We start from the raw sequence: 17,826 nt of genomic DNA, 5'->3' as shown, positions 1-17,826 counted from the left end.
ACCCCGCGTCCGGCGGCCCCCGGGACGACGGCATACTGGACACGTTCAGCAAACGTACGATGTCCACCGAACGTCAAGGAGTAGCCCCCCGTGCGTAATCCCGAGGCACCGAGACTGCTGGGGGTCTACCGGCGGGCCGTGCCCGAGAGCGTCCGCAAGGCGATCGTCTCGCAGGTCGACGCCGACATGCGCCGCCGCGTGAAGATGCGCATCGCCGGTGGCGCCGCCGTCGCCGAGAAGATGCGCGCCGCCCGCGTCACCAAGCGCTACCAGACCCTCGCCTCCGGCGCCGACCGCGCGGTCGTGCACGTCGGCAAGGACCCCAAGGTCGCGCTCGTCGCACCCGGCATCACCCCGCTCCAGGCCCGCCGCGCCAACCTCGACACCGTGCTGCGCGCCCTGCACGCGGCCGGCCTCGACCACTTCTGCGTCCGCGGCCGCTCCGAGACCGCCGCCGCCGTCGCCGTCCGCGAGGACGACCGCACGGCCGTGCTGAAGGTGCTGGAGGCGCTCTGCGGCGACCAGCCCGGCTACGTCACCCACGTCAAGGGCAACAACCCGGTCCCCGAGACCTCCCTGCCGGGGTACGAGGACGGCACCTGGCGCCGGTTCAGGACCGCCGGGACCGTCCGCGTCACCTGGTACCGCACGGACCCCACCCACCGCCTGATCCTCGGCAACCGCTACGGCTGCGACGTGGAGTTCTGGCACGAGGAGGACGGGCAACTGGTGCCGCCGCGCGTCGGCAAGCTCGCCGAGTCGCTCGCCCTGACGGGCCCCACCACCCGGGTCTCCGAGGCGTACTTCACCCACCTCGCCCCGCGCGAGGCCCCCGAGGCGGCCCAGGTGCCCACCCGCGCCGAGTTCGCCATCCACCCCACCGACGAGATCACCTTCCCCATCGACGTCGTCTACACGTGGGTCAACGGCGCCGACCCCGCCTGGCTGCGCCGCCGCGCCGCGTTCACCGGCGAGACCTACCACGCCGAGGCCGCCAACGCCGCGCGCTATCTGAGCCGCGACGAACTGCGCTACTCGCTGCGCTCGCTGCACATGTACGCGCCCTGGGTACGCAACGTCTACCTCGTCACCGACGACCAGACCCCCGAGTGGCTGGACACCTCCCGGCCCGGCATCAAGGTCGTCAGCCACAAGGAGATCTTCCGGGACCCGGCGCTGCTGCCCACCTTCAACTCGCACGCCATCGAGAGCCAGCTCCACCACATCGACGGCCTCGCCGAGCACTTCCTGTACTTCAACGACGACGTGATGCTCGGCAACGAGGTCACCCCGCAGGACTTCTTCCTCTCCAGCGGCCTCACCAAGTTCTTCCCCTCGCCCGCGCTCGTACCGCTGGGCGCGCGCACCCCCGAGGACCCGCCGGTGGCCGCCGCGGGCAAGAACAACCGCCGTCTGATCGAGGAGCGGTACGGGGCGGTGGTCGTGCAGAAGATGAAGCACATGCCGCACCCGCTGCGCCGCAGCCTGCTCACCGAGATCGAGACCGAGTTCGAGCCGGAGTACCGCTACACCGAGGCGAGCCGGTTCCGCTCGGAGGACGACATCTCCATCTCCTCCTCGCTGCACCACTACTACGCGTACCACACGCAGCGCGCGGTGCCCTCCGAACTCCCCTACACCTACCTGGACTTGACCCACCCGTGGACGGAGACGCGGCTCGGCCGGCTCCTGGCCAACCGGGACAAGACGGTGTTCTGCGTCAACGACACGGTCTCCACCGAGCAGGACGTGCACGAGCAGAAGGACCTGATCACGCCGTTCCTGGACGCGTACTTCCCGGTGCCGAGCCCGTTCGAGAAGGGGTAGCGCCCCCCCGGGGGCGGTGCGCCCCTCAAGGCGAAAAGGGGCCCGCCCGGACCAGAAGGTCCGGGCGGGCCCCTTTCGCGTACCCGACGTGTCCGCCGCGTCAGTCGCGCTCGTAGCGGGACTTCACCGGGAAGTACGCGCTCAGGAACGCCCGCAGCACGCGGTCCTGCTCCTCCACCGACACCTCCGCGTCGGCGGACTCACCGATGCAGAACGTGTCGTGGCCGCGCTCGGCGAGCAGCCGGGTCAGCACCGTGTGGTGGTCGTAGTTGCCCACGTTGATGTAGCTGCACGAGATCGCGCTCGGCACCGAACTGCCGGTCAGGTAGCCGTAGTGGTGGTGGAGCGAGGACGTGATGGACAGGTCCGAGTTGGCGCGGAAGGGGTTGGCCGCGGTCCGGCCCACCTCCTCGGGGAACTTGTCCGCGATCTCGGTCAGCACACTGCGGCGCAGCGGGTGCGGCGCGTGCAGGAAGCTGTTGGTCGCCACCCGCCCGAACGCCTTCTCCAGCAGCGCCCGGTTGTTCTTGGCGGCCGCGAAGTAGCCCTCGTCGTCCGGGGACGGCTCGGTCGGCGGGACGGTGGTGGGCGAGCGGAAGAACTTCGCCACCCCGTTGCTCAGGAAGAACGACGAAGGCGCCAGCGGACGGCCGATGAACACGTCGTCGTTGAGGTAGAGGAAGTGCTCCGCGAGGCCCTCGATGCGGTACAGCTGGCTCTCGATGGCGTGCGAGTTGAACGTCGGCAGCCAGGCCGGGTCCTTGAAGATCTCCCGGTGGCTGACGACCTTGATGCCGGGCTGAGTGGTGTCCAGCCACTCCGGCGTCTGGTCGTCGGTCACCAGGTAGATGGTGCGCACCCAGGGCGCGAACATCTCCAGGGAGCGCAGCGAGTAGCGCAGCTCGTCGCGGTTGCGGAAGCGCACGTCGCCGCTGTCGGCGTCGTTGGTCGGCATGTTGCGGCTGCGGCGCACCGAGTCGCGGCGCTCCTGCCAGGCCGGGTCGGTGTCGTCGACCCAGGTGTAGACGACGTCGATCGGGTAGTCGACGTCCCACATCAGCTGCTTGGTGAACTGCGCCAGCGTCGGGTAGTCGCGCTCGCCGACCCGCAGCTTGGCGGTGGCCTCCAGGTTGGGCAGGCGGCGCCCGAGCAGGGTGGTCAGGCGGGGCGTCTCGCGCCAGCCGTCCTCCTCCGACTCCGCCCAGAACTCCAGACCGCAGCCGTAGGCCGGGCCGTAGCGCAGGGTGCGGCTCTCGGAGGTGATCGGCTTGAACACCCTGAGGCCCGCCACCTCACCGACGCCGTCGAGGCGCTCGGCGAGGACCGCGCCGGGGGCCGCGCCGCGCGGGGTGACCAGCTCGGCGTAGACCGGCTTGCCGTGCAGGGCCGTCGACATGGCCTCCAGCACCCGGCGGCGCATCTCCACGGGGACGGCGACGCGGTGGGCGACACCGACGTCGTGGCGGAGCAGGATGTACGGGATCCCCGCGTCCTCCAGGACCTTGGCGGTGATCTCCAGGTTGATCTGGGCCATGCGCGGGCCGGTGATGTCGTCGCGCTGCTCGGCGAGGCGGCCGGCCGAGCGGATCAGCGTCCCGCTGCGGTCCTGCGCCTGGATCATCACCTCGCGGGCCTTCTGCTCGTCCGCCGAGTTCGACAGGGCCGAGACGGGGGCGGCGACGCTGAAGCTGCGGGTGCCGCCGGCCGCGATGCGCAGCGCGGTGCGGTCCGCGCGCTGGGCGAGGCGCTCGGGGGTGTCGCGGCGGGCCACCAGCCTGGCGAAGAGCTCCTCCCAGCGGGCGGTGATGTCCTCGCCGCCGAACCGCTCGTACACGCCCTTGCGGGCGGCCTTGCCGAAGGCGTGCCGGGTGTCGTCCTCGCCCATCAGCCGGGACATCGCCGCGGCCAGCGAGTCGATGTCGCCGGGCGGCACGAGCAGACCGTCCACGTCGTGGCGGATGATCTCGGCGGGCCCGGTGACGATGTCGTACGCGATGACCGGCACGCCGGCCGCGAACATCTCCAGGAGCACCAGCGGGAACGCCTCGTTGCGCGAGGGCAGCAGGCAGACGCTGGCCTTGGCCCACTCCTGCTCCATCTGCGAGGAGCGGCCCACCAGTTCGATCCGCGAGTGCATGCCCAGGCCCTCGACGAGGCGGCGCAGACGCACCTCCTGCGGCCCGTCGCCGAAGATCCGCAGCTGCCAGTCGGGGAAGTCCGCGGAGATCCGGTGGAAGGCGTGGATGGCGTGGTCGAGCTGCTTCTCCGGGGTCATCCGGGCGGCCAGGACGATCGTCCTGGACTCCAGGTCGGCGCGCGGGCGGTAGCCGTCGGGCACCGCGTTGGGGATCGCGGCGAGCTCCGGGGCGGACTCGCGCAGCGAGTCGGAGAACCAGTCGTTGGTGCGCTCGGTCAGCGACACCAGCGCGTCCACGCGCGGGCCGTAGACCAGCAACGGCTCACCGGAGACGCCGCGCAGCTGGGAGGCGCGGTGCTCCTGGTGCACGGTGACGACCCGGGAGGGGGCGAGCTCGGCGGCGGCGGCCAGCAGCGCCGGGGTGGTGGTGATCAGCACGTCCGAGTCGAGCGAGCCGAGGGCGGCCGTCATCTCGATGTCGGAGAGCCGGTCGAACGTCGACTCCCAGGACGGCTTGATGATCTCGCTCGGCAGCGACTCCAGGGTCCTACAGGCGTTCTCGTCCAGCGTGCTGGGGCGCACCGGACGTCCGTACGATTCGGTCCTGTCCACCAGGTAGCGCCGCTTGACCTGCTGGGCGGCCGAGAAGAACGGCTCCGGGCGGGTCTTGAAGACGCTCAGCACCTCGACCTCGTGCCGGGGAGCGAGATGGATCGCCTGGGTGTAGGCGGCCATCTCGGTGCCGCCCATCTCGTCGCCCCAGGTGAGCAGAAACGTGATCTTCATGCAACTTCCTCTGCGCCACGGGGGGCGGTTCCGAATCCGGTACAGGACACGGCGAGCACGCCGGCCGGTGTGACGTAGGCGTGCACCCGCGCGAGCGCCCCGTTGTCGAGAGCGACGATACGGAACGGCGTCCGGTAGACCTGCTTGGGGTGACGGACGTCCGTCAGCCGCCGGGCGATCTTGATCCGGTTCCCGTCGGCCTTCAGATGCATGTCCCAGGTGCGGGTGGCGCGGCCGACCGCCATCTCGGCGAGCGGCACGTCGAAGGTGAAGCGGTCACCGTCCCACACCACCGCCGCCGCGGCCGACTTGCCGCCGCGCCGCAGCACCGCCTCCGCGGTGTACTCCTCGAACGGTGCCTTCGGCGCGATGAGCCGGCCGTGCACCACGATCCGGTCCCAGCGCAGCTCGAACGAGGTGAGCTCGGCCTGGTGGCGCGGGCCGCGCACGTTCAGCATCGAACGGCCGTCGACCGAGCGGACCGGGCGGAAGACCGCGCCGCTGGTGGGGGAGGGCGACGTGGACAGGGTAGGGCCGTCGGAGGACTCCACCGGGGCCGAGGCGATCTTGGCCCGCAGCTCACGGCCGTCACTGCCGGTGACGACGACCTCCATCCGCCACATACCGGACGAGAGCACCGGACCGCGGGTGGCGGTCTCCGACGGGTCGTCATGGCGCAGCGGAACGGTCGCCGTCAGAAGGAGACTTCCGTCACTCTGCGGCTCCTGCTCCAGCTCCACGTGGACGACCTTGCGCCCGCGCGACATCTCCAGATGAGCAGCGCCGACCGCCTCGGGACGGCGCGGGAACGTCACCGCGAAGTTCAGGGTGCGCCCACCGGAGACCGAGAAGTGCACCGGCCGCAGCAGCGGACGCGGCTTGACTCCGTCGATGGCCGGTACGGTATGCATCTGCTCGACACGTCGGCGCATACGTACTGCCGCGCGGCGGGCCCGCTTGGCGGCGCCCACCGCATAGGGCAGCAGTGAGTCACTCACGGTGAACCTAGCTCTCGTCTGGGCCAATGGTCAGCGTTGCATGGTGCCAATAATGCGTAAGATCGGCAAGTTGCTTCGTAATTCTATCGATGCATCACGATTGCTTCATCGAGTGGAACCCAAACGAAGTTTCCGCCCTCTCCTCGGGTGGCGGTCTGCTTGATCGCAGATGAACGTGGAGCGGGGAGTGGGAGAAAGACATGGGACGCTGGCCGAAGATGGGACGCCAAGTGGCCTCCCGGCGTACCGTGCTGGCTTCGCTGGCGGGAATGGTGGCGGCGGGGGCGATCGCCGGGTGTGACAGCAAGCACCCCTCGGCCAGGGGCGCCGCCGCCGTCACCAGTCAACCACCGAAGCCGGTGTCGCTGCTGCCGGTCGACCACCGCAGCAGCTTCGACACCCCCGGCCGCCCGCTCGCCATGGCGATCGTCGCGCACCCGGACGACGACCTGTTCTTCATGAACCCCGACACGCTCCACACCATCGAGCGCGGCGTCCCCGTCGTCTCCGTGTACGTCACCGGCGGCGGCTCCTTCGGCGTCAACCAGGCACCCGGCGAGCCCAAGGCCCGCCCCGACGTGCCCGCCTACGTCAGCGCCCGCCAGCAGGGCCTGCGCCAGGCGTACGCCCGCATGCTCGGCGCGACCCTGTTCACCCCCTGGACGCGCACCGCCCTGAAGCTGCCCGGCGGACGCGAGGCCGAGCTCAACGTCCTGGAGTACGAGGGCCGCCGCGCCGAACTGATCTTCCTCGGCGTGCGGATGCACGAGAAGACCGGCCGCGGCTGGGTCGGCATGACCCAGCTGTGGAACACCCCCGGCGTGGTGCTGCGCACCCAGCCCACCCCCGAGTCCCCGGTCCGCGAGAAGTACACCTTCAGCCGCGACGAACTCACCGACGCGCTGCTGTTCCTGATGCGCAAGTACCGGCCCACGCTGGTGCGCACCCTCGACCCGGACCCCGACGCCCAGGTCCACGACAAGCTCCACCCGCGCGGCAGCGACCAGGTCGGCTACTCCGACCACCCCGACCACACCGCCGTCGCCCTGTTCACCTGGCGCGCCCTCGCCCAGTGGGGCCAGGGCAGCAGCGAGGGCAGCCGCACCCCGGGCTTCCTCACCGAGGCCTTCCGCGGCTACTACAACCAGCGCTGGCCCTACAACCTGCCGGGCGACACCGTCCACCAGAAGACCGAGTACCTCAACGCCTACGGCGGCGCCTCCAGCTGGAACTGCGGCAACGCCTCGGGCTGCGGCGACTACTCCGTCGGCCTCAACGGCGTCCTGAGGTCCAAGAAGGGCTGGGTCCGCTCCACCCACCGCCGCTACCCGACCGCCGGCCCCAAGGTCGTCATCGACGAGGACGGCCGGATGAGCGCCTACGCCGTACTCGGCACCCGCGCCGCCCGCTGGCGCGAGTCCGGCCCCTACAGCGGCGGCTGGGGCGCCGCGGAGGACCTCGGCGGCGGCCCCCTGGCCCCCGCCCTCAGCGCCGTCGTCGCCGCCGACGGCCGCCACCTCGTCCTCGGCCTGCGCTTCACCGGCCTGGGCGCCGCCGACAAGGACGACACCCGCGAGATAGTGGTCCTCCAGCAGAAGAGCGCCGGCGGCGCCTTCGAGGAGCGCTGGACCAGCCTCGGCAACCCCGAGACCGACCCCCGCCGCTCGCGCCTGACCGGCCCGCCCACCGCGGTGGCCGCCCCCGACGGCACCATCCACGTCTTCGTGCGCAACGCCGCCAAGGGCGTCAGCACCCGCGTCCGCGACAAGCACGGCACCTGGTCGCCGTGGCAGAAGCTGACCGGCGGCGGACAGATCCAGGAGGGCCTCGCCGCCACCGTCGACGGCGACGGCCGCATCCACGTCTTCGGCTCCGCCTTCGGCTGGGTCGAGCACTGGACCCAGAAGAACCCCGGCGGCCCCCTGGTCCGCGGCGTCCGTGGCCTCAAGACCCGGCCCGGCGACGCCCCCGACGCGGTCACCGCCCAGGACGGCTCCGTGCTGCTCGCCTTCCACAAGCCCTCCAGCGACCAGATCAACGTCGCCCAGCTCCGCGGCGGCCAGGCCGGCCGCTGGACCGAACTGCCCGACCAGAAGGTCACCGGCTACGGCCCCGTCGCCCTCGTCGACGGCCAGGACCTCGCCACCGGCGGCGTCATGCTGAGCTCCCGCAGCGGCACCGGCTCCATCGAGATGGTCGACAGCGGCAAGCAGGTCACCCTCCACGGCGACGCGTCCTCCGGCTTCATGGTCGGTGCCCCCGCCGTCGTCCAGGGCGCGAGCGAGGGCGTCGCCCTCGTCACGCTCAACCTGAACACCACCCCCGCGGTCACCAGGGTCCCGCCGCGCGCGGGCACCGTCTGAGCGACACACCGGTCCGCCCCGCCCGTCCGGGGCGGACCGGTGGACAGCGGGGGCGCGCGCACAACTCCCGTACGCCTCACCTGTCCCGGCCCGCACCCCCGTGCTGCGGTTCACGCCTCCGGAACCGCCGTCCGCCCTTACGCCGCCCACACCTTCGTACGAAAAGTCACAGAAACGGCCGCGCCCGGCCCCGCCACCCGCCCCCGGCCGCCTCCTAGACTGTCCGCATGACTTGGATGATCACAGGCGGTGCCGGCTACATCGGATCTCACGTGGTGAAGGCCCTCGTCGACGGCGGGGAGCGCGTCGTCGTCCTCGACGACCTCAGCACCGGCGACCCGGCCCGGCTGCCCGAAGGCGTCCTCCTGGAACGCGGCACCGTCCTCGACCGCGCCGTCCTCGACCGCGTCCTGCGCGAGAACGACGTCGACGGCGTCATCCACATCGCCGCCAAGAAGCAGGTCGGCGAATCCGTCGAACGCCCCCTGCACTACTACCGCGAGAACGTCGAGGGCCTGCGGACAGTCCTGGAAGCCGCCGCCGACGCCGGCGTGCGCCGCTTCCTGTTCTCCTCCTCCGCCGCCGTCTACGGCATGCCCGACGTCGACCTCGTCACCGAGCAGACCGAATGCCGGCCCATGAGCCCCTACGGCGAGACCAAGCTCGCCGGGGAATGGCTCGTCAGCGCCGTCGGCAAGGCGCACGGCATGGCCACCGCCTCGCTGCGCTACTTCAACGTCGCCGGCGCCGCCACCCCCGACCTCGGCGACCCCGGGATCTTCAACCTCGTCCCGATGGTCTTCGAACGCCTCACCGAGGGCAAGGCACCGCTGATCTTCGGCAACGACTACCCCACCCCCGACGGCACCTGCGTACGCGACTACATCCACGTCGAGGACATCGCCGCCGCCCACCTCGCCGCCGCCCGCCGGCTCGCCGCCGACCCCGACGCCGCGCTCATCCTCAACATCGGCCGCGGCGAAGGCGCCTCCGTCGCCGAGATGGTCGACATCATCCGCGACGTCACCGGCATCACCGAGCCCGCCCCCGAGATCGCCCCCCGCCGCCCCGGCGACCCCGCCCGCGTCGTAGCCTCCGCCGAGCTCATCACCAAGGAACTCGACTGGACCGCCCGCCACGACATCCGCGCGATGGTCACCTCAGCCTGGGAGGGGTGGCTGCTGCGGCACCCGCGGGGGTGAGGGGTATCGGGGGTACCGGGGGATTCGGGTGCCTTGGGGCCGGGGCCGGGGCCGGGGGCTTGGGCTCGGGTTCGGGTTCGGGTTCGGCCCGGTTCTGACCCCGGCCGGGGGTCGGGCTTCGGCCCCCGCTCGGGCACGGGCCGATTCGACTCCGGCCGGGGGTCGGGCTTCGGCCACGGCTCGGCTGGAGTCCTGTCCGGCTTCGGCCCAAAGTCCGGGCCCCGGGTCACCAGGGGCCCGGACGGCCCCGGCCCCCCGGACCCCACAGCCCCCGCCCGGCCCGGCGCCCGCGTCCAACGCTCGAAACGGCCGTGCGCCCCCGCCCCGGCCTGGCATAGATTTCCCGGTGTGACAGTGGCAAGGCAGTACGTGACCCAGGCCCGCAGGATCGTCGTCAAGGTGGGCTCGTCCTCCCTCACCACCGCCTCCGGCGGCCTCGACGCCGACCGCGTCGACGCCCTCGTCGACGTCCTCGCCAAAGCCCGCAGCGGCGGCGAGAAGGAGATAGTGCTGGTCTCCTCCGGCGCCATCGCCGCCGGACTCGCCCCCCTCGGCCTGCGCCGCCGCCCCACCGACCTCGCCCGCCAGCAGGCCGCGGCCAGCGTCGGCCAGGGCCTCCTCGTCGCCCGCTACACCGCCTCCTTCGCCCGCTACGGCGTACGCGTCGGACAAGTCCTGCTCACCAGCGACGACACCAGCCGCCGCGCCCACTACCGCAACGCCTACCGCACCCTCGACCAGCTCCTCGCCATGGGCGCCCTCCCCGTCGTCAACGAGAACGACACCGTCGCCACCGACGAGATCCGCTTCGGCGACAACGACCGCCTCGCCGCCCTCGTCGCCCACCTCGTCCGCGCCGACCTCCTCGTCCTCCTCTCCGACGTCGACGGCCTCTACGACGGCGACCCCAGCACCCCCGGCACCACCCGCATCGGCGAAGTACACGGCCCCGACGACATCGCCCACGTACAGATCGGCAGTGCCGGAAAAGCCGGTGTCGGCACCGGCGGCATGGTCACCAAGGTCGAAGCCGCCCGCATCGCCGCCGCCGCCGGCGTCCCCGTCGTCCTCACCTCCGCCAGCCACGCCGCCGACGCCCTCGCCGGACGCGACACCGGCACCTACTTCCACCCCACCGGCCGCCGCTCCGCCGACCGCCTCCTCTGGCTCGCCCACGCCTCCACCCCCCAGGGCCACCTCGTCCTCGACGACGGAGCCGTCACCGCCGTCCTCGAACGCCACTCCTCCCTGCTGCCCGCCGGAATCGCCGCCGTCGAGGGCGAGTTCAGCGCCGGCGACCCCGTCGAACTGCGCGACACCACCGGCCGCGCCATCGCCCGCGGCCTCGTCAACTTCGACGCCAAGGAGATCCCGCAACTCCTCGGCCGCTCCACCCGGGAACTCGCCCGCGAACTCGGTCCCGCCTACGAGCGAGAAGTCGTACACAGGGACGATCTGGTCGTCCTCGGCCCCTGAAACGGCTGAAAGTCCGGCCCTCGGACCGACACCTTCAGGAAAACCGCCCCGCGACCCGGCCGGGACTGGTCAACTTTGTTTCGGGGTACTCGCGGGGGTGACCCGCGGGGTTGCTCCATCGCATCGCAGCTCACAGCATCACAGGAGGCCGCCGGTGAGACGAGCGCGCCCGGGGGCGGCGCCCCGAGTCGGGGGAACCCACGCCCGCAGGGCCGTGGGCGAGGACGGGCGGACCCTGACCAGCGTGGGCACGGGGACCGACATCACACAGACCGAGGAGCGGGAGAAGCCCGGGGACACCCCCAGGCTCTGGCACATCACCCTCAGCGTCTCCGGCGCCGAAATCCCGCTCAAAGAGGTCCGCCGCGGCCTCGAACAGCTCGCCCACGACCACCCCTTCTTATTGACCAGCAGATACGCCGGCGACCATGCCGAGATCCGCTACTGGGAAGAGGCCCGCGACCTGCACGACGCGGCGGCCGTCGCCCTGCGCCTGTGGGGCGAGCACCGCTCCACCGCCAAACTCCCGCCCTGGGAGATCGTCGGCCTGGAGGTCATCGACCGCGAGACCTACCACCAGCGCCTCGCCGAGGGCTACGGACCACCTCCAGCCGCACCTGTCGGCGTCCACCCCTTTTGAGGGGGCGGTCCTGGGGGGCTGGGGCGTGGATGCGCTGATTCTGGACATGCCGGTCGGGGCGGGGACCACTTTGGATGCACCAGTTCTGGCCACGCCGGTTCTGGACGCGCCGGTTCTGGCGGCGCGGAGTCGGGATGCGCCGGTTCTGGACGCGCCGGTTCTGGCGGCGGCCGGTCGGGTGCGCCGGTTCTGGACGCGCCTGACGCGGAGGCACCGGCCCTGGGCGCGCGCGATCTGGAAGCGTCGGTCCTGGACGCGCCCGACCTGAACGCGGCGGTCCTGGGCGCGCCCGACGTGAACGCGGTGGCCCTGGACGCGCCCGCTCCGGGCGGCCCGCATCCCGGCCCGCCGCCCGCACCCGCGACCCCCGGCGCCCCCGGGCCCGTACGCCCCGTAGAACACGCACGGCCCGTACAACCGCCATGACCGGCCCGTGAGAGCCCCGTCTCGGCACGTGGAATCCGTGCGGAACGCGACCGCCCGGCGCATTACCCTGCGGACATGAGCGCGTCTTCCCCCACCGAGAACCTGTCCCCGGTCACCCAGTCCGCCCGCCGGGCCCGCACGGCCGCCGCCGCGATCGCGCCATTGCCGCGCTCGGCCAAGGACGACGCGCTCCTGGCCATCGCCGACGCCCTCGAAGCGCGCACCGAGGAGATCGTCGAGGCCAACGCCCTCGACATCGCCAAGGCCCGCGACGCCGGGACCAGCGAGACCGTCATCGACCGCCTCACCCTCACTCCCGAACGCGTCCGCGCCATCGCCTCCGACGTACGCGACGTCGCGGCCCTCCCCGACCCCGTGGGCGAAGTCGTCCGCGGCTCCACCCTCCCCAACGGCATCGACCTGCGCCAGATCCGGGTCCCCCTCGGCGTCGTCGGCATCATCTACGAAGCCCGCCCCAACGTCACCGTCGACGCCGCCGCCCTCTGCCTCAAGTCCGGCAACGCCGTCCTGCTGCGCGGCTCCTCCTCCGCGTACGAGTCCAACACCGCCCTCGTACGCGTCCTGCGCGACGCCGTCGCCGGCACCGGACTGCCCGCCGACGCCGTCCAGCTCGTCCCCGGCGAATCCCGCGACTCCGTACGCGAGTTGATGCGCGCCCGCGGCCTCGTCGACGTCCTCATCCCGCGCGGCGGAGCCTCCCTCATCCGCACCGTCGTCGAGGAGTCCACCGTCCCCGTCATCGAGACCGGCACCGGCAACTGCCACGTCTACGTGGACGCCCAGGCCGACCTCGACATGGCCGTCGACATCCTCATCAACTCCAAGGCCTCGCGCCCCTCCGTCTGCAACGCCGCCGAGACCCTCCTCGTCCACCGCGACATCGCCGACGCTTTCCTGCCGCGCGCCCTCGACGCCCTCGCCGAGGCGGGCGTCACCGTCCACGGCGACCCGCGCGTCCAGACCTACGCCGACGGCACCAAGGCGACCGTCGTCGCGGCCACCGCCGAGGACTGGGAGACCGAATACCTCTCCTACGACCTCGCCGCCGCCGTCGTCGACTCCCTCGACGACGCCGTCGCCCACATCCGCCAGTGGACCTCCGGCCACACCGAGGCGATCGTCACCACCTCCCAGGCCGCCGCCCGCCGATTCACCCAGTTGGTCGACTCCACCACCGTTGCCGTGAACGCCTCCACCCGCTTCACCGACGGCGGCCAGTTCGGCTTCGGCGCCGAGATCGGCATCTCCACCCAGAAGCTCCACGCCCGCGGCCCCATGGGCCTGCCGGAGCTCACCTCCACCAAGTACATCGTCACCGGCGACGGCCACGTGCGCTGACGGGACCCGACCGGGAGAAGCGCGGCCCTTCCCCACGGTGGGCGGCCTCCGGCTTGCCGCCCTAGGTGGCGCCGGACGTGTCAACCGAGGGGGAGAGTTCGGACACTCCCTGCCCAAAACATCCGCTACGAGGCTAGTCTGAACCCGTGCCGGACGACGTGGGGGGCAGGCCGTTCCCGAACGGCTGGGAGCCCGACGACGACCGCGGAGGCGCGGACGACGCATTCGCCTCCGTGGTCTTCGACGAGGACTTCGTACGGGCCGCGCAGATCCACGAACCCAGCGCCGTGGAACGGCTGTTGGCCGCGGCGCAGGCCCGCGCCGAGGCTGAAGCGGCCCGAGCCCGAGCGGGCGCGGGAGCCGACGACGACTTCCCCTACCTCGCCCGCGACACCGACGCCTACGGCACCGCCCTCCCCGGCAGCGCCGAAGCCGGACCCTACGGCCCGCACGGCGGCGTGCTGCGCCCCTACCGCGGCCGGGCCCGCTGGCACCGCCCCGTCGCCTGGCTGCTCGCCCTGATCATGGGCATCGGCATGGTCGCCCTCGCCTTCGTGGCCGTCTACCGGGGCGCCTCCAACGGCCGCGACGACCCCGCCCCGCTCCCCGCCACCAGCAACGTGGACAAGTCAGGGCCACCGATTCCAGCCACCGTCGGCCCCACCGCCTCGGCGGACTACTCGGCCCCGCCAGTCGCGGCCGTGCCCCGGCGGCCTTGAGGGGGCGGGGTCTGGGGTGGGGGTTGGGTTTCGGGGGTGGGGGCTTGGCTGTCGGGGCTCGGGCGCGGGGCGCGGGATTCGGGGTTCGGGGCGCGGGTCTCGGGTCTCGGGTCTCGGGTCTCGGGTCTCGGGTCTCGGGGTTTTGACGTCGGCTGGGGGTGGGGGCCCCTCCCCCCCCGCCCCCCAACCCCCTCCCACCCCGCCCGCCCCACCCACCCCACGCCTGACCAGGCCTTTCCCCCGCCCCGACGTCGTCCTGACCGTCCCCTGACCTGGCTCTGACCCCACCCTGCACAACCGCGTGGGAACTCGTCAGAACTTGTCGCGTAGCAGCGCGTTTATCGGCCCCTCCCGCGACCTACCCTGAAGGTATGGCAGGGCGCGGAGAGCCACCCGAGGGAACCCCGGAGGGCTTCCCCGGCGGAGGTGAGGACGAGTACCGATCCGTCGTGTTCGACGAGTCGTTCGTCCGCGCTGCCCGCCTGCAGGAGTTCTCCGCACAGGAACGGATGCGCGAGCACGCGCGCGCGGTGCGCAGCCGGTCCAGCTGGTCCTTCAAGCCCTTCACCAAACAGATAGTCGCGCTGGCGGTCCTCCTCTTCATCGCGTTCGGCACCGCCGTCTATATGGGCCTGCGCCACCCCTACCAGCCCCGTGGCGGCAGCGTCGCCGCCGAGCCCCTGCGCATGACCGTGATACCCCTGGCCCCGCAGACTGTCGTCCCCGGCATCGACGCGGCCCGCCTCTTCGACCACAGCCCGGCCGCCCAGTTCCGCACCGGCGCCGACGGCATCAACCTTCCGGCCGTCCGCAGGACGTCCCACTTCTCCGAGAGCCAGATCATCGCCGGTGTCACCACCGCCAAGGAGTATCTGGTCCAGTCCTCCCTGGACCCCCAGGTGCTGACGGGGAAGTCCGTGCACCAGGTGCGGGCCCTGCTCGATCCGGAGCTGATCGCCCAGTTCGACCAGAGCATCGACAACCCCGCCGACGATGGCCGGCACGCCGCCACCGGCTGGCTGGTGCGCTTCGATCCGGCCAAGGTCGCCCTCGCCGACACCCAGGTACGTGTGCAGGGCACCTTCCACTACGCCGAGTCCGGCCGGGACACCCTCGACGTGACGTCCGACCACACCTTCACGTACGCCTTGCGTCCGGCCGCCTCAGGCCAGGACAAGGCGGCCTCGCTCTTCACCGTCCGCCGTGAGCTGCACTTCCGCTTCGACCGCGACGACCTGCGGCTGCACCGGGCCGAGCTGCAGTTCAGCTATGTGGAGGCCGGGCCGCAGGCCTGCTCGGCCGATGTCTCCGCACAGTTGCGGCCCCTGCTCGCGGGCGAGCGGACCAGCGCGACCGGTCCGGCGGGCACCGACCCGTACGCGACCGGTCCCGCCACCGCGGCCCTCTGCGGCACCCTCGCCACGAACGCCCAGCCGACGCCGTAGGCGCCCATGGGTACGCGCTCTCCGGTGGCCGTCCCTCCTAGGCGTCCGGCCCCGGCCTCTCCTGCGCCCCGCCGGGCCCGTCGCCGTCCGCCGCCGGGCCGGAAGGCCGGTCCTGCCAGCCGTCCCGCTCTCCGCCCTGCGGCCGGTCCGAGGCGCGCGAGGCGGACCCCGCGCCCGTGAACCTGCCGTACAGCTTGCCGCCCAGGTCCGCCGTGCCGCCGGCTATGTCGCCGACCAGCTTCATCAGCGGATCCTTGCTCGTGCGGACCGTCTCGGCGTACGAGGCGGCGGACTCGCGGAACGAGTCGGAGACCGACGTGTCCTTGTCCTCCTCACGACGGGGGTAGTGGCCGTCCATCAGGCGCTGGTAGTCACGGCTCTCGGCCCACCTCTTCAGCTCGGCCGCGCGCACCGTGGTGAACGGGTGCGAGCGGGGCAGCACGTTCAGGATCTTCAGGACGGAGTCGCGCAGGTCACCGCCCGCCTCGTACTCCTCGGCCTGCTCCAGGAACGCGTCCACGTTCATCTCGTGGAGGTGGTTGCCACCGGCTATCTTCATCAGGCCCCGCATCGAGGCCTGGAGGTCCTGGCCGACGAGCAGCCCGGCCCGGTCGGCGGACAGCTCCGACTTGCGGAACCACTCCCGCAGCGCCGTCACGATCGCCATGACCGCCACATTGCCCAGCGGGATCCAGGCGACCTTCAGCGCCAGGTTGGTGAGGAAGAGCAGGATCGTGCGGTAGACCGAGTGGCCGGACAGGGCGTGGCCCACCTCGTGGCCGACGACCGCGCGCATCTCCTCCTCGTCGAGCAGTTCCACGAGGCCGGTGGTGACGACGATGATCGGCTCGTCGAGACCGATGCACATCGCGTTGGGTCGGGGGTCCTGGGTCACGTACATCGGGGGGACCTTCTCCAGGTCCAGGATGTAACAGGCGTCCCGCAGCATCGAGTTGAGGTGGGCGAACTGGGCGTCGCTCACGCGCACGGAGTCGGAGAGGAACAGCAGGCGCAGGCTGCGCTCCGGCAGCAGTCCGCTGAGCGCCTTGAAGACCGTGTCGAAGCCGCTGAGCCTGCGCAGCGCCACCAGCGCCGACCGGTCGGCGGGGTGTTCATAGGCCCGGGAGGAGATCCCGGGGAAGCGGCGGCGCTGCCTGCTCGGCACGCTGTCCTGGACGTTGTCGGTCATGGTGTTCCCCCTGTCGGAGAGTCTCGGCTCGTCCCCCTGACGACATCCACCCTAGGCGGTGGGGCTACCGTGGGGCGGGGGCCTGTGGATAACCAAGGAGACACCTGCCATGACGGACGCCGTCACGCTTCTCGCCGCCGCCTCGGAGCATCAGGGACCCGGCAATGTGCTGCGGATCCTGCTGCTGGTGTCGATTCTCGGTGCGGGCGGCCTCGCCTGGCTGCTGCTACGCGGCTACCGCACGAACGACGGTGGCGACGCGGCCGCGGCCAAGCCGGACGGCGAGCCGCGCCGGGGCGCGGGCCCCGACGCGGAGGGCGTCGTCAAGGACTGAACGGCTGAGTCGGCGTGAGAGTGCCCGGGCGGCCCGCATACGATGTGCCCGAAGTCTCCGCTCCGACTCCCGGATAGGTCCTGCTGACGATGAGCCTCACCAGCACCGCCGCCACGCACCTGGTCACCCTCGCCGAGGGCGCCGAGCACGGTGGCAACCACGAAAGCCTCAGCCCGTACGTCACCGGTGGCGGCGCGCTGTTCGCGCTGCTGCTCCTGCTGTGGATCACCACGCGTTTCAACCGCGACCGCTGAGTCGGGGCGTTTCCACCGGGCCAGTAGGCTCTGCACGCATGGGAGAGCAGGAAGTGCCTACCGGTCCGGTCAAGCGGCGCATCGGCGTGATGGGCGGAACGTTCGACCCGATCCACCACGGTCACCTGGTGGCCGCCAGCGAGGTGGCGTCCCAGTTCCATCTGGACGAGGTCGTGTTCGTACCGACGGGGCAGCCGTGGCAGAAGAGCCACAAAATCGTCTCCGCGCCCGAGGACCGGTATCTGATGACGGTCATCGCGACCGCGTCCAACCCGCAGTTCTCGGTGAGCCGGATCGACATCGACCGCGGCGGCGCGACGTACACCGTGGACACGCTGCGTGACCTGCGCTCCCTCAACAGTGACGCGGACCTGTTCTTCATCACCGGCGCCGACGCGCTCTCGCAGATCCTCACCACCTGGCGTGATGTGGACGAGCTGTTCTCGCTCGCCCACTTCATCGGGGTGACCCGGCCCGGCCACATACTGACGGACGACGGCCTGCCCGAGGGCGGGGTGTCGCTGGTGGAGGTGCCCGCCCTGGCCATCTCGTCGACGGACTGCCGGGCGAGGGTCGCGCAGGGCGACCCGGTCTGGTATCTGGTTCCGGACGGTGTGGTGCGCTACATCGACAAGCGCCAGCTCTACCGCGGCGAGTGAGAGAAGGGCACC

At 71.7% G+C, this 17,826-nt stretch carries 15 protein-coding genes; 12 read left to right on the top strand and 3 right to left on the bottom strand.

The window, feature by feature from the left end:
• Positions 1-90: 90 nt before the first annotated feature.
• Complete coding sequence (locus ACZ4MU_RS12975) at positions 91-1,827, top strand: stealth family protein (RefSeq protein ID WP_467874815.1); 1,737 nt, start codon at positions 91-93, stop codon at positions 1,825-1,827.
• A gap of 100 nt (positions 1,828-1,927) precedes the next feature.
• Here ACZ4MU_RS12975 and ACZ4MU_RS12970 read toward each other — a convergent pair whose 3' ends face one another.
• Both ACZ4MU_RS12970 and ACZ4MU_RS12965 read right to left on the bottom strand, forming a co-directional pair.
• Complete coding sequence (locus ACZ4MU_RS12970; RefSeq protein WP_467874813.1) at positions 1,928-4,750, bottom strand: stealth conserved region 3 domain-containing protein; 2,823 nt, start codon at positions 4,748-4,750, stop codon at positions 1,928-1,930.
• Complete coding sequence (locus ACZ4MU_RS12965) at positions 4,747-5,748, bottom strand: hypothetical protein (RefSeq protein WP_467874811.1); 1,002 nt, start codon at positions 5,746-5,748, stop codon at positions 4,747-4,749. The genes ACZ4MU_RS12970 and ACZ4MU_RS12965 overlap by 4 nt, the downstream gene beginning before the upstream one ends.
• A 200-nt stretch (positions 5,749-5,948) precedes the next feature.
• Here ACZ4MU_RS12965 and ACZ4MU_RS12960 point away from each other — a divergent pair, with 200 nt between their 5' ends.
• The 8 genes from ACZ4MU_RS12960 (at position 5,949) to ACZ4MU_RS12925 (ending at position 15,378) form a co-directional block, all read left to right on the top strand.
• Positions 5,949-8,111, top strand: coding sequence for a PIG-L family deacetylase (locus tag ACZ4MU_RS12960; protein WP_467874808.1), 2,163 nt, complete (start codon positions 5,949-5,951; stop codon positions 8,109-8,111).
• Positions 8,112-8,338: 227 nt separating this feature from the next.
• Positions 8,339-9,313: a UDP-glucose 4-epimerase GalE gene (galE, locus tag ACZ4MU_RS12955; protein WP_467874805.1), complete on the top strand. Its 975-nt coding sequence runs from the start codon at positions 8,339-8,341 to the stop codon at positions 9,311-9,313.
• A gap of 348 nt (positions 9,314-9,661) precedes the next feature.
• The gene (gene proB / locus ACZ4MU_RS12950) at positions 9,662-10,789 is read left to right on the top strand and encodes a glutamate 5-kinase (RefSeq protein ID WP_467874803.1); all 1,128 of its coding nucleotides are present in this window, start codon (positions 9,662-9,664) and stop codon (positions 10,787-10,789) included.
• A gap of 154 nt (positions 10,790-10,943) precedes the next feature.
• Positions 10,944-11,429 carry a hypothetical protein gene (locus ACZ4MU_RS12945; protein WP_467874800.1) on the top strand — a complete coding sequence of 162 codons (486 nt, stop codon included), beginning with the start codon at positions 10,944-10,946 and terminating at the stop codon, positions 11,427-11,429.
• A 25-nt stretch (positions 11,430-11,454) separates the two neighbouring features.
• Positions 11,455-11,697, top strand: a complete 243-nt coding sequence (locus ACZ4MU_RS12940) for a hypothetical protein (protein ID WP_467874798.1) — start codon at positions 11,455-11,457, stop codon at positions 11,695-11,697.
• 233 nt (positions 11,698-11,930) lie between these two features.
• The gene (locus ACZ4MU_RS12935; RefSeq protein WP_467874795.1) at positions 11,931-13,214 is read left to right on the top strand and encodes a glutamate-5-semialdehyde dehydrogenase; all 1,284 of its coding nucleotides are present in this window, start codon (positions 11,931-11,933) and stop codon (positions 13,212-13,214) included.
• Between the two features lie 146 nt (positions 13,215-13,360).
• Complete coding sequence (locus tag ACZ4MU_RS12930) at positions 13,361-13,933, top strand: SCO2584 family spore wall biosynthesis protein (protein WP_467874793.1); 573 nt, start codon at positions 13,361-13,363, stop codon at positions 13,931-13,933.
• Between the two features lie 371 nt (positions 13,934-14,304).
• The gene (locus ACZ4MU_RS12925; RefSeq protein ID WP_467874791.1) at positions 14,305-15,378 is read left to right on the top strand and encodes an SCO2583 family membrane protein; all 1,074 of its coding nucleotides are present in this window, start codon (positions 14,305-14,307) and stop codon (positions 15,376-15,378) included.
• Positions 15,379-15,415: 37 nt separating this feature from the next.
• Here ACZ4MU_RS12925 and ACZ4MU_RS12920 read toward each other — a convergent pair whose 3' ends face one another.
• Positions 15,416-16,567 (bottom strand): M48 family metallopeptidase, encoded by a 1,152-nt coding sequence (locus ACZ4MU_RS12920; RefSeq protein ID WP_467874789.1) that lies wholly within the window; start codon positions 16,565-16,567, stop codon positions 15,416-15,418.
• A 109-nt stretch (positions 16,568-16,676) separates the two neighbouring features.
• On the opposite strand from ACZ4MU_RS12920, the gene ACZ4MU_RS12915 reads away from it, so the two are divergent.
• The 3 genes from ACZ4MU_RS12915 (at position 16,677) to nadD (ending at position 17,814) form a co-directional block, all read left to right on the top strand.
• Positions 16,677-16,901, top strand: a complete 225-nt coding sequence (locus tag ACZ4MU_RS12915; protein ID WP_467874786.1) for a hypothetical protein — start codon at positions 16,677-16,679, stop codon at positions 16,899-16,901.
• Between the two features lie 89 nt (positions 16,902-16,990).
• Positions 16,991-17,155, top strand: coding sequence for a hypothetical protein (locus ACZ4MU_RS12910; RefSeq protein WP_190092478.1), 165 nt, complete (start codon positions 16,991-16,993; stop codon positions 17,153-17,155).
• Between the two features lie 38 nt (positions 17,156-17,193).
• Positions 17,194-17,814, top strand: a complete 621-nt coding sequence (gene nadD, locus ACZ4MU_RS12905) for a nicotinate-nucleotide adenylyltransferase (RefSeq protein ID WP_467874783.1) — start codon at positions 17,194-17,196, stop codon at positions 17,812-17,814.
• Positions 17,815-17,826 lie beyond the last annotated feature (12 nt).

Source organism: Streptomyces sp. NPDC026377 (assembly GCF_055567715.1).
Note: the sequence above shows the minus strand (reverse complement) of the source record. Positions and strands in the feature narration are given on the sequence as shown.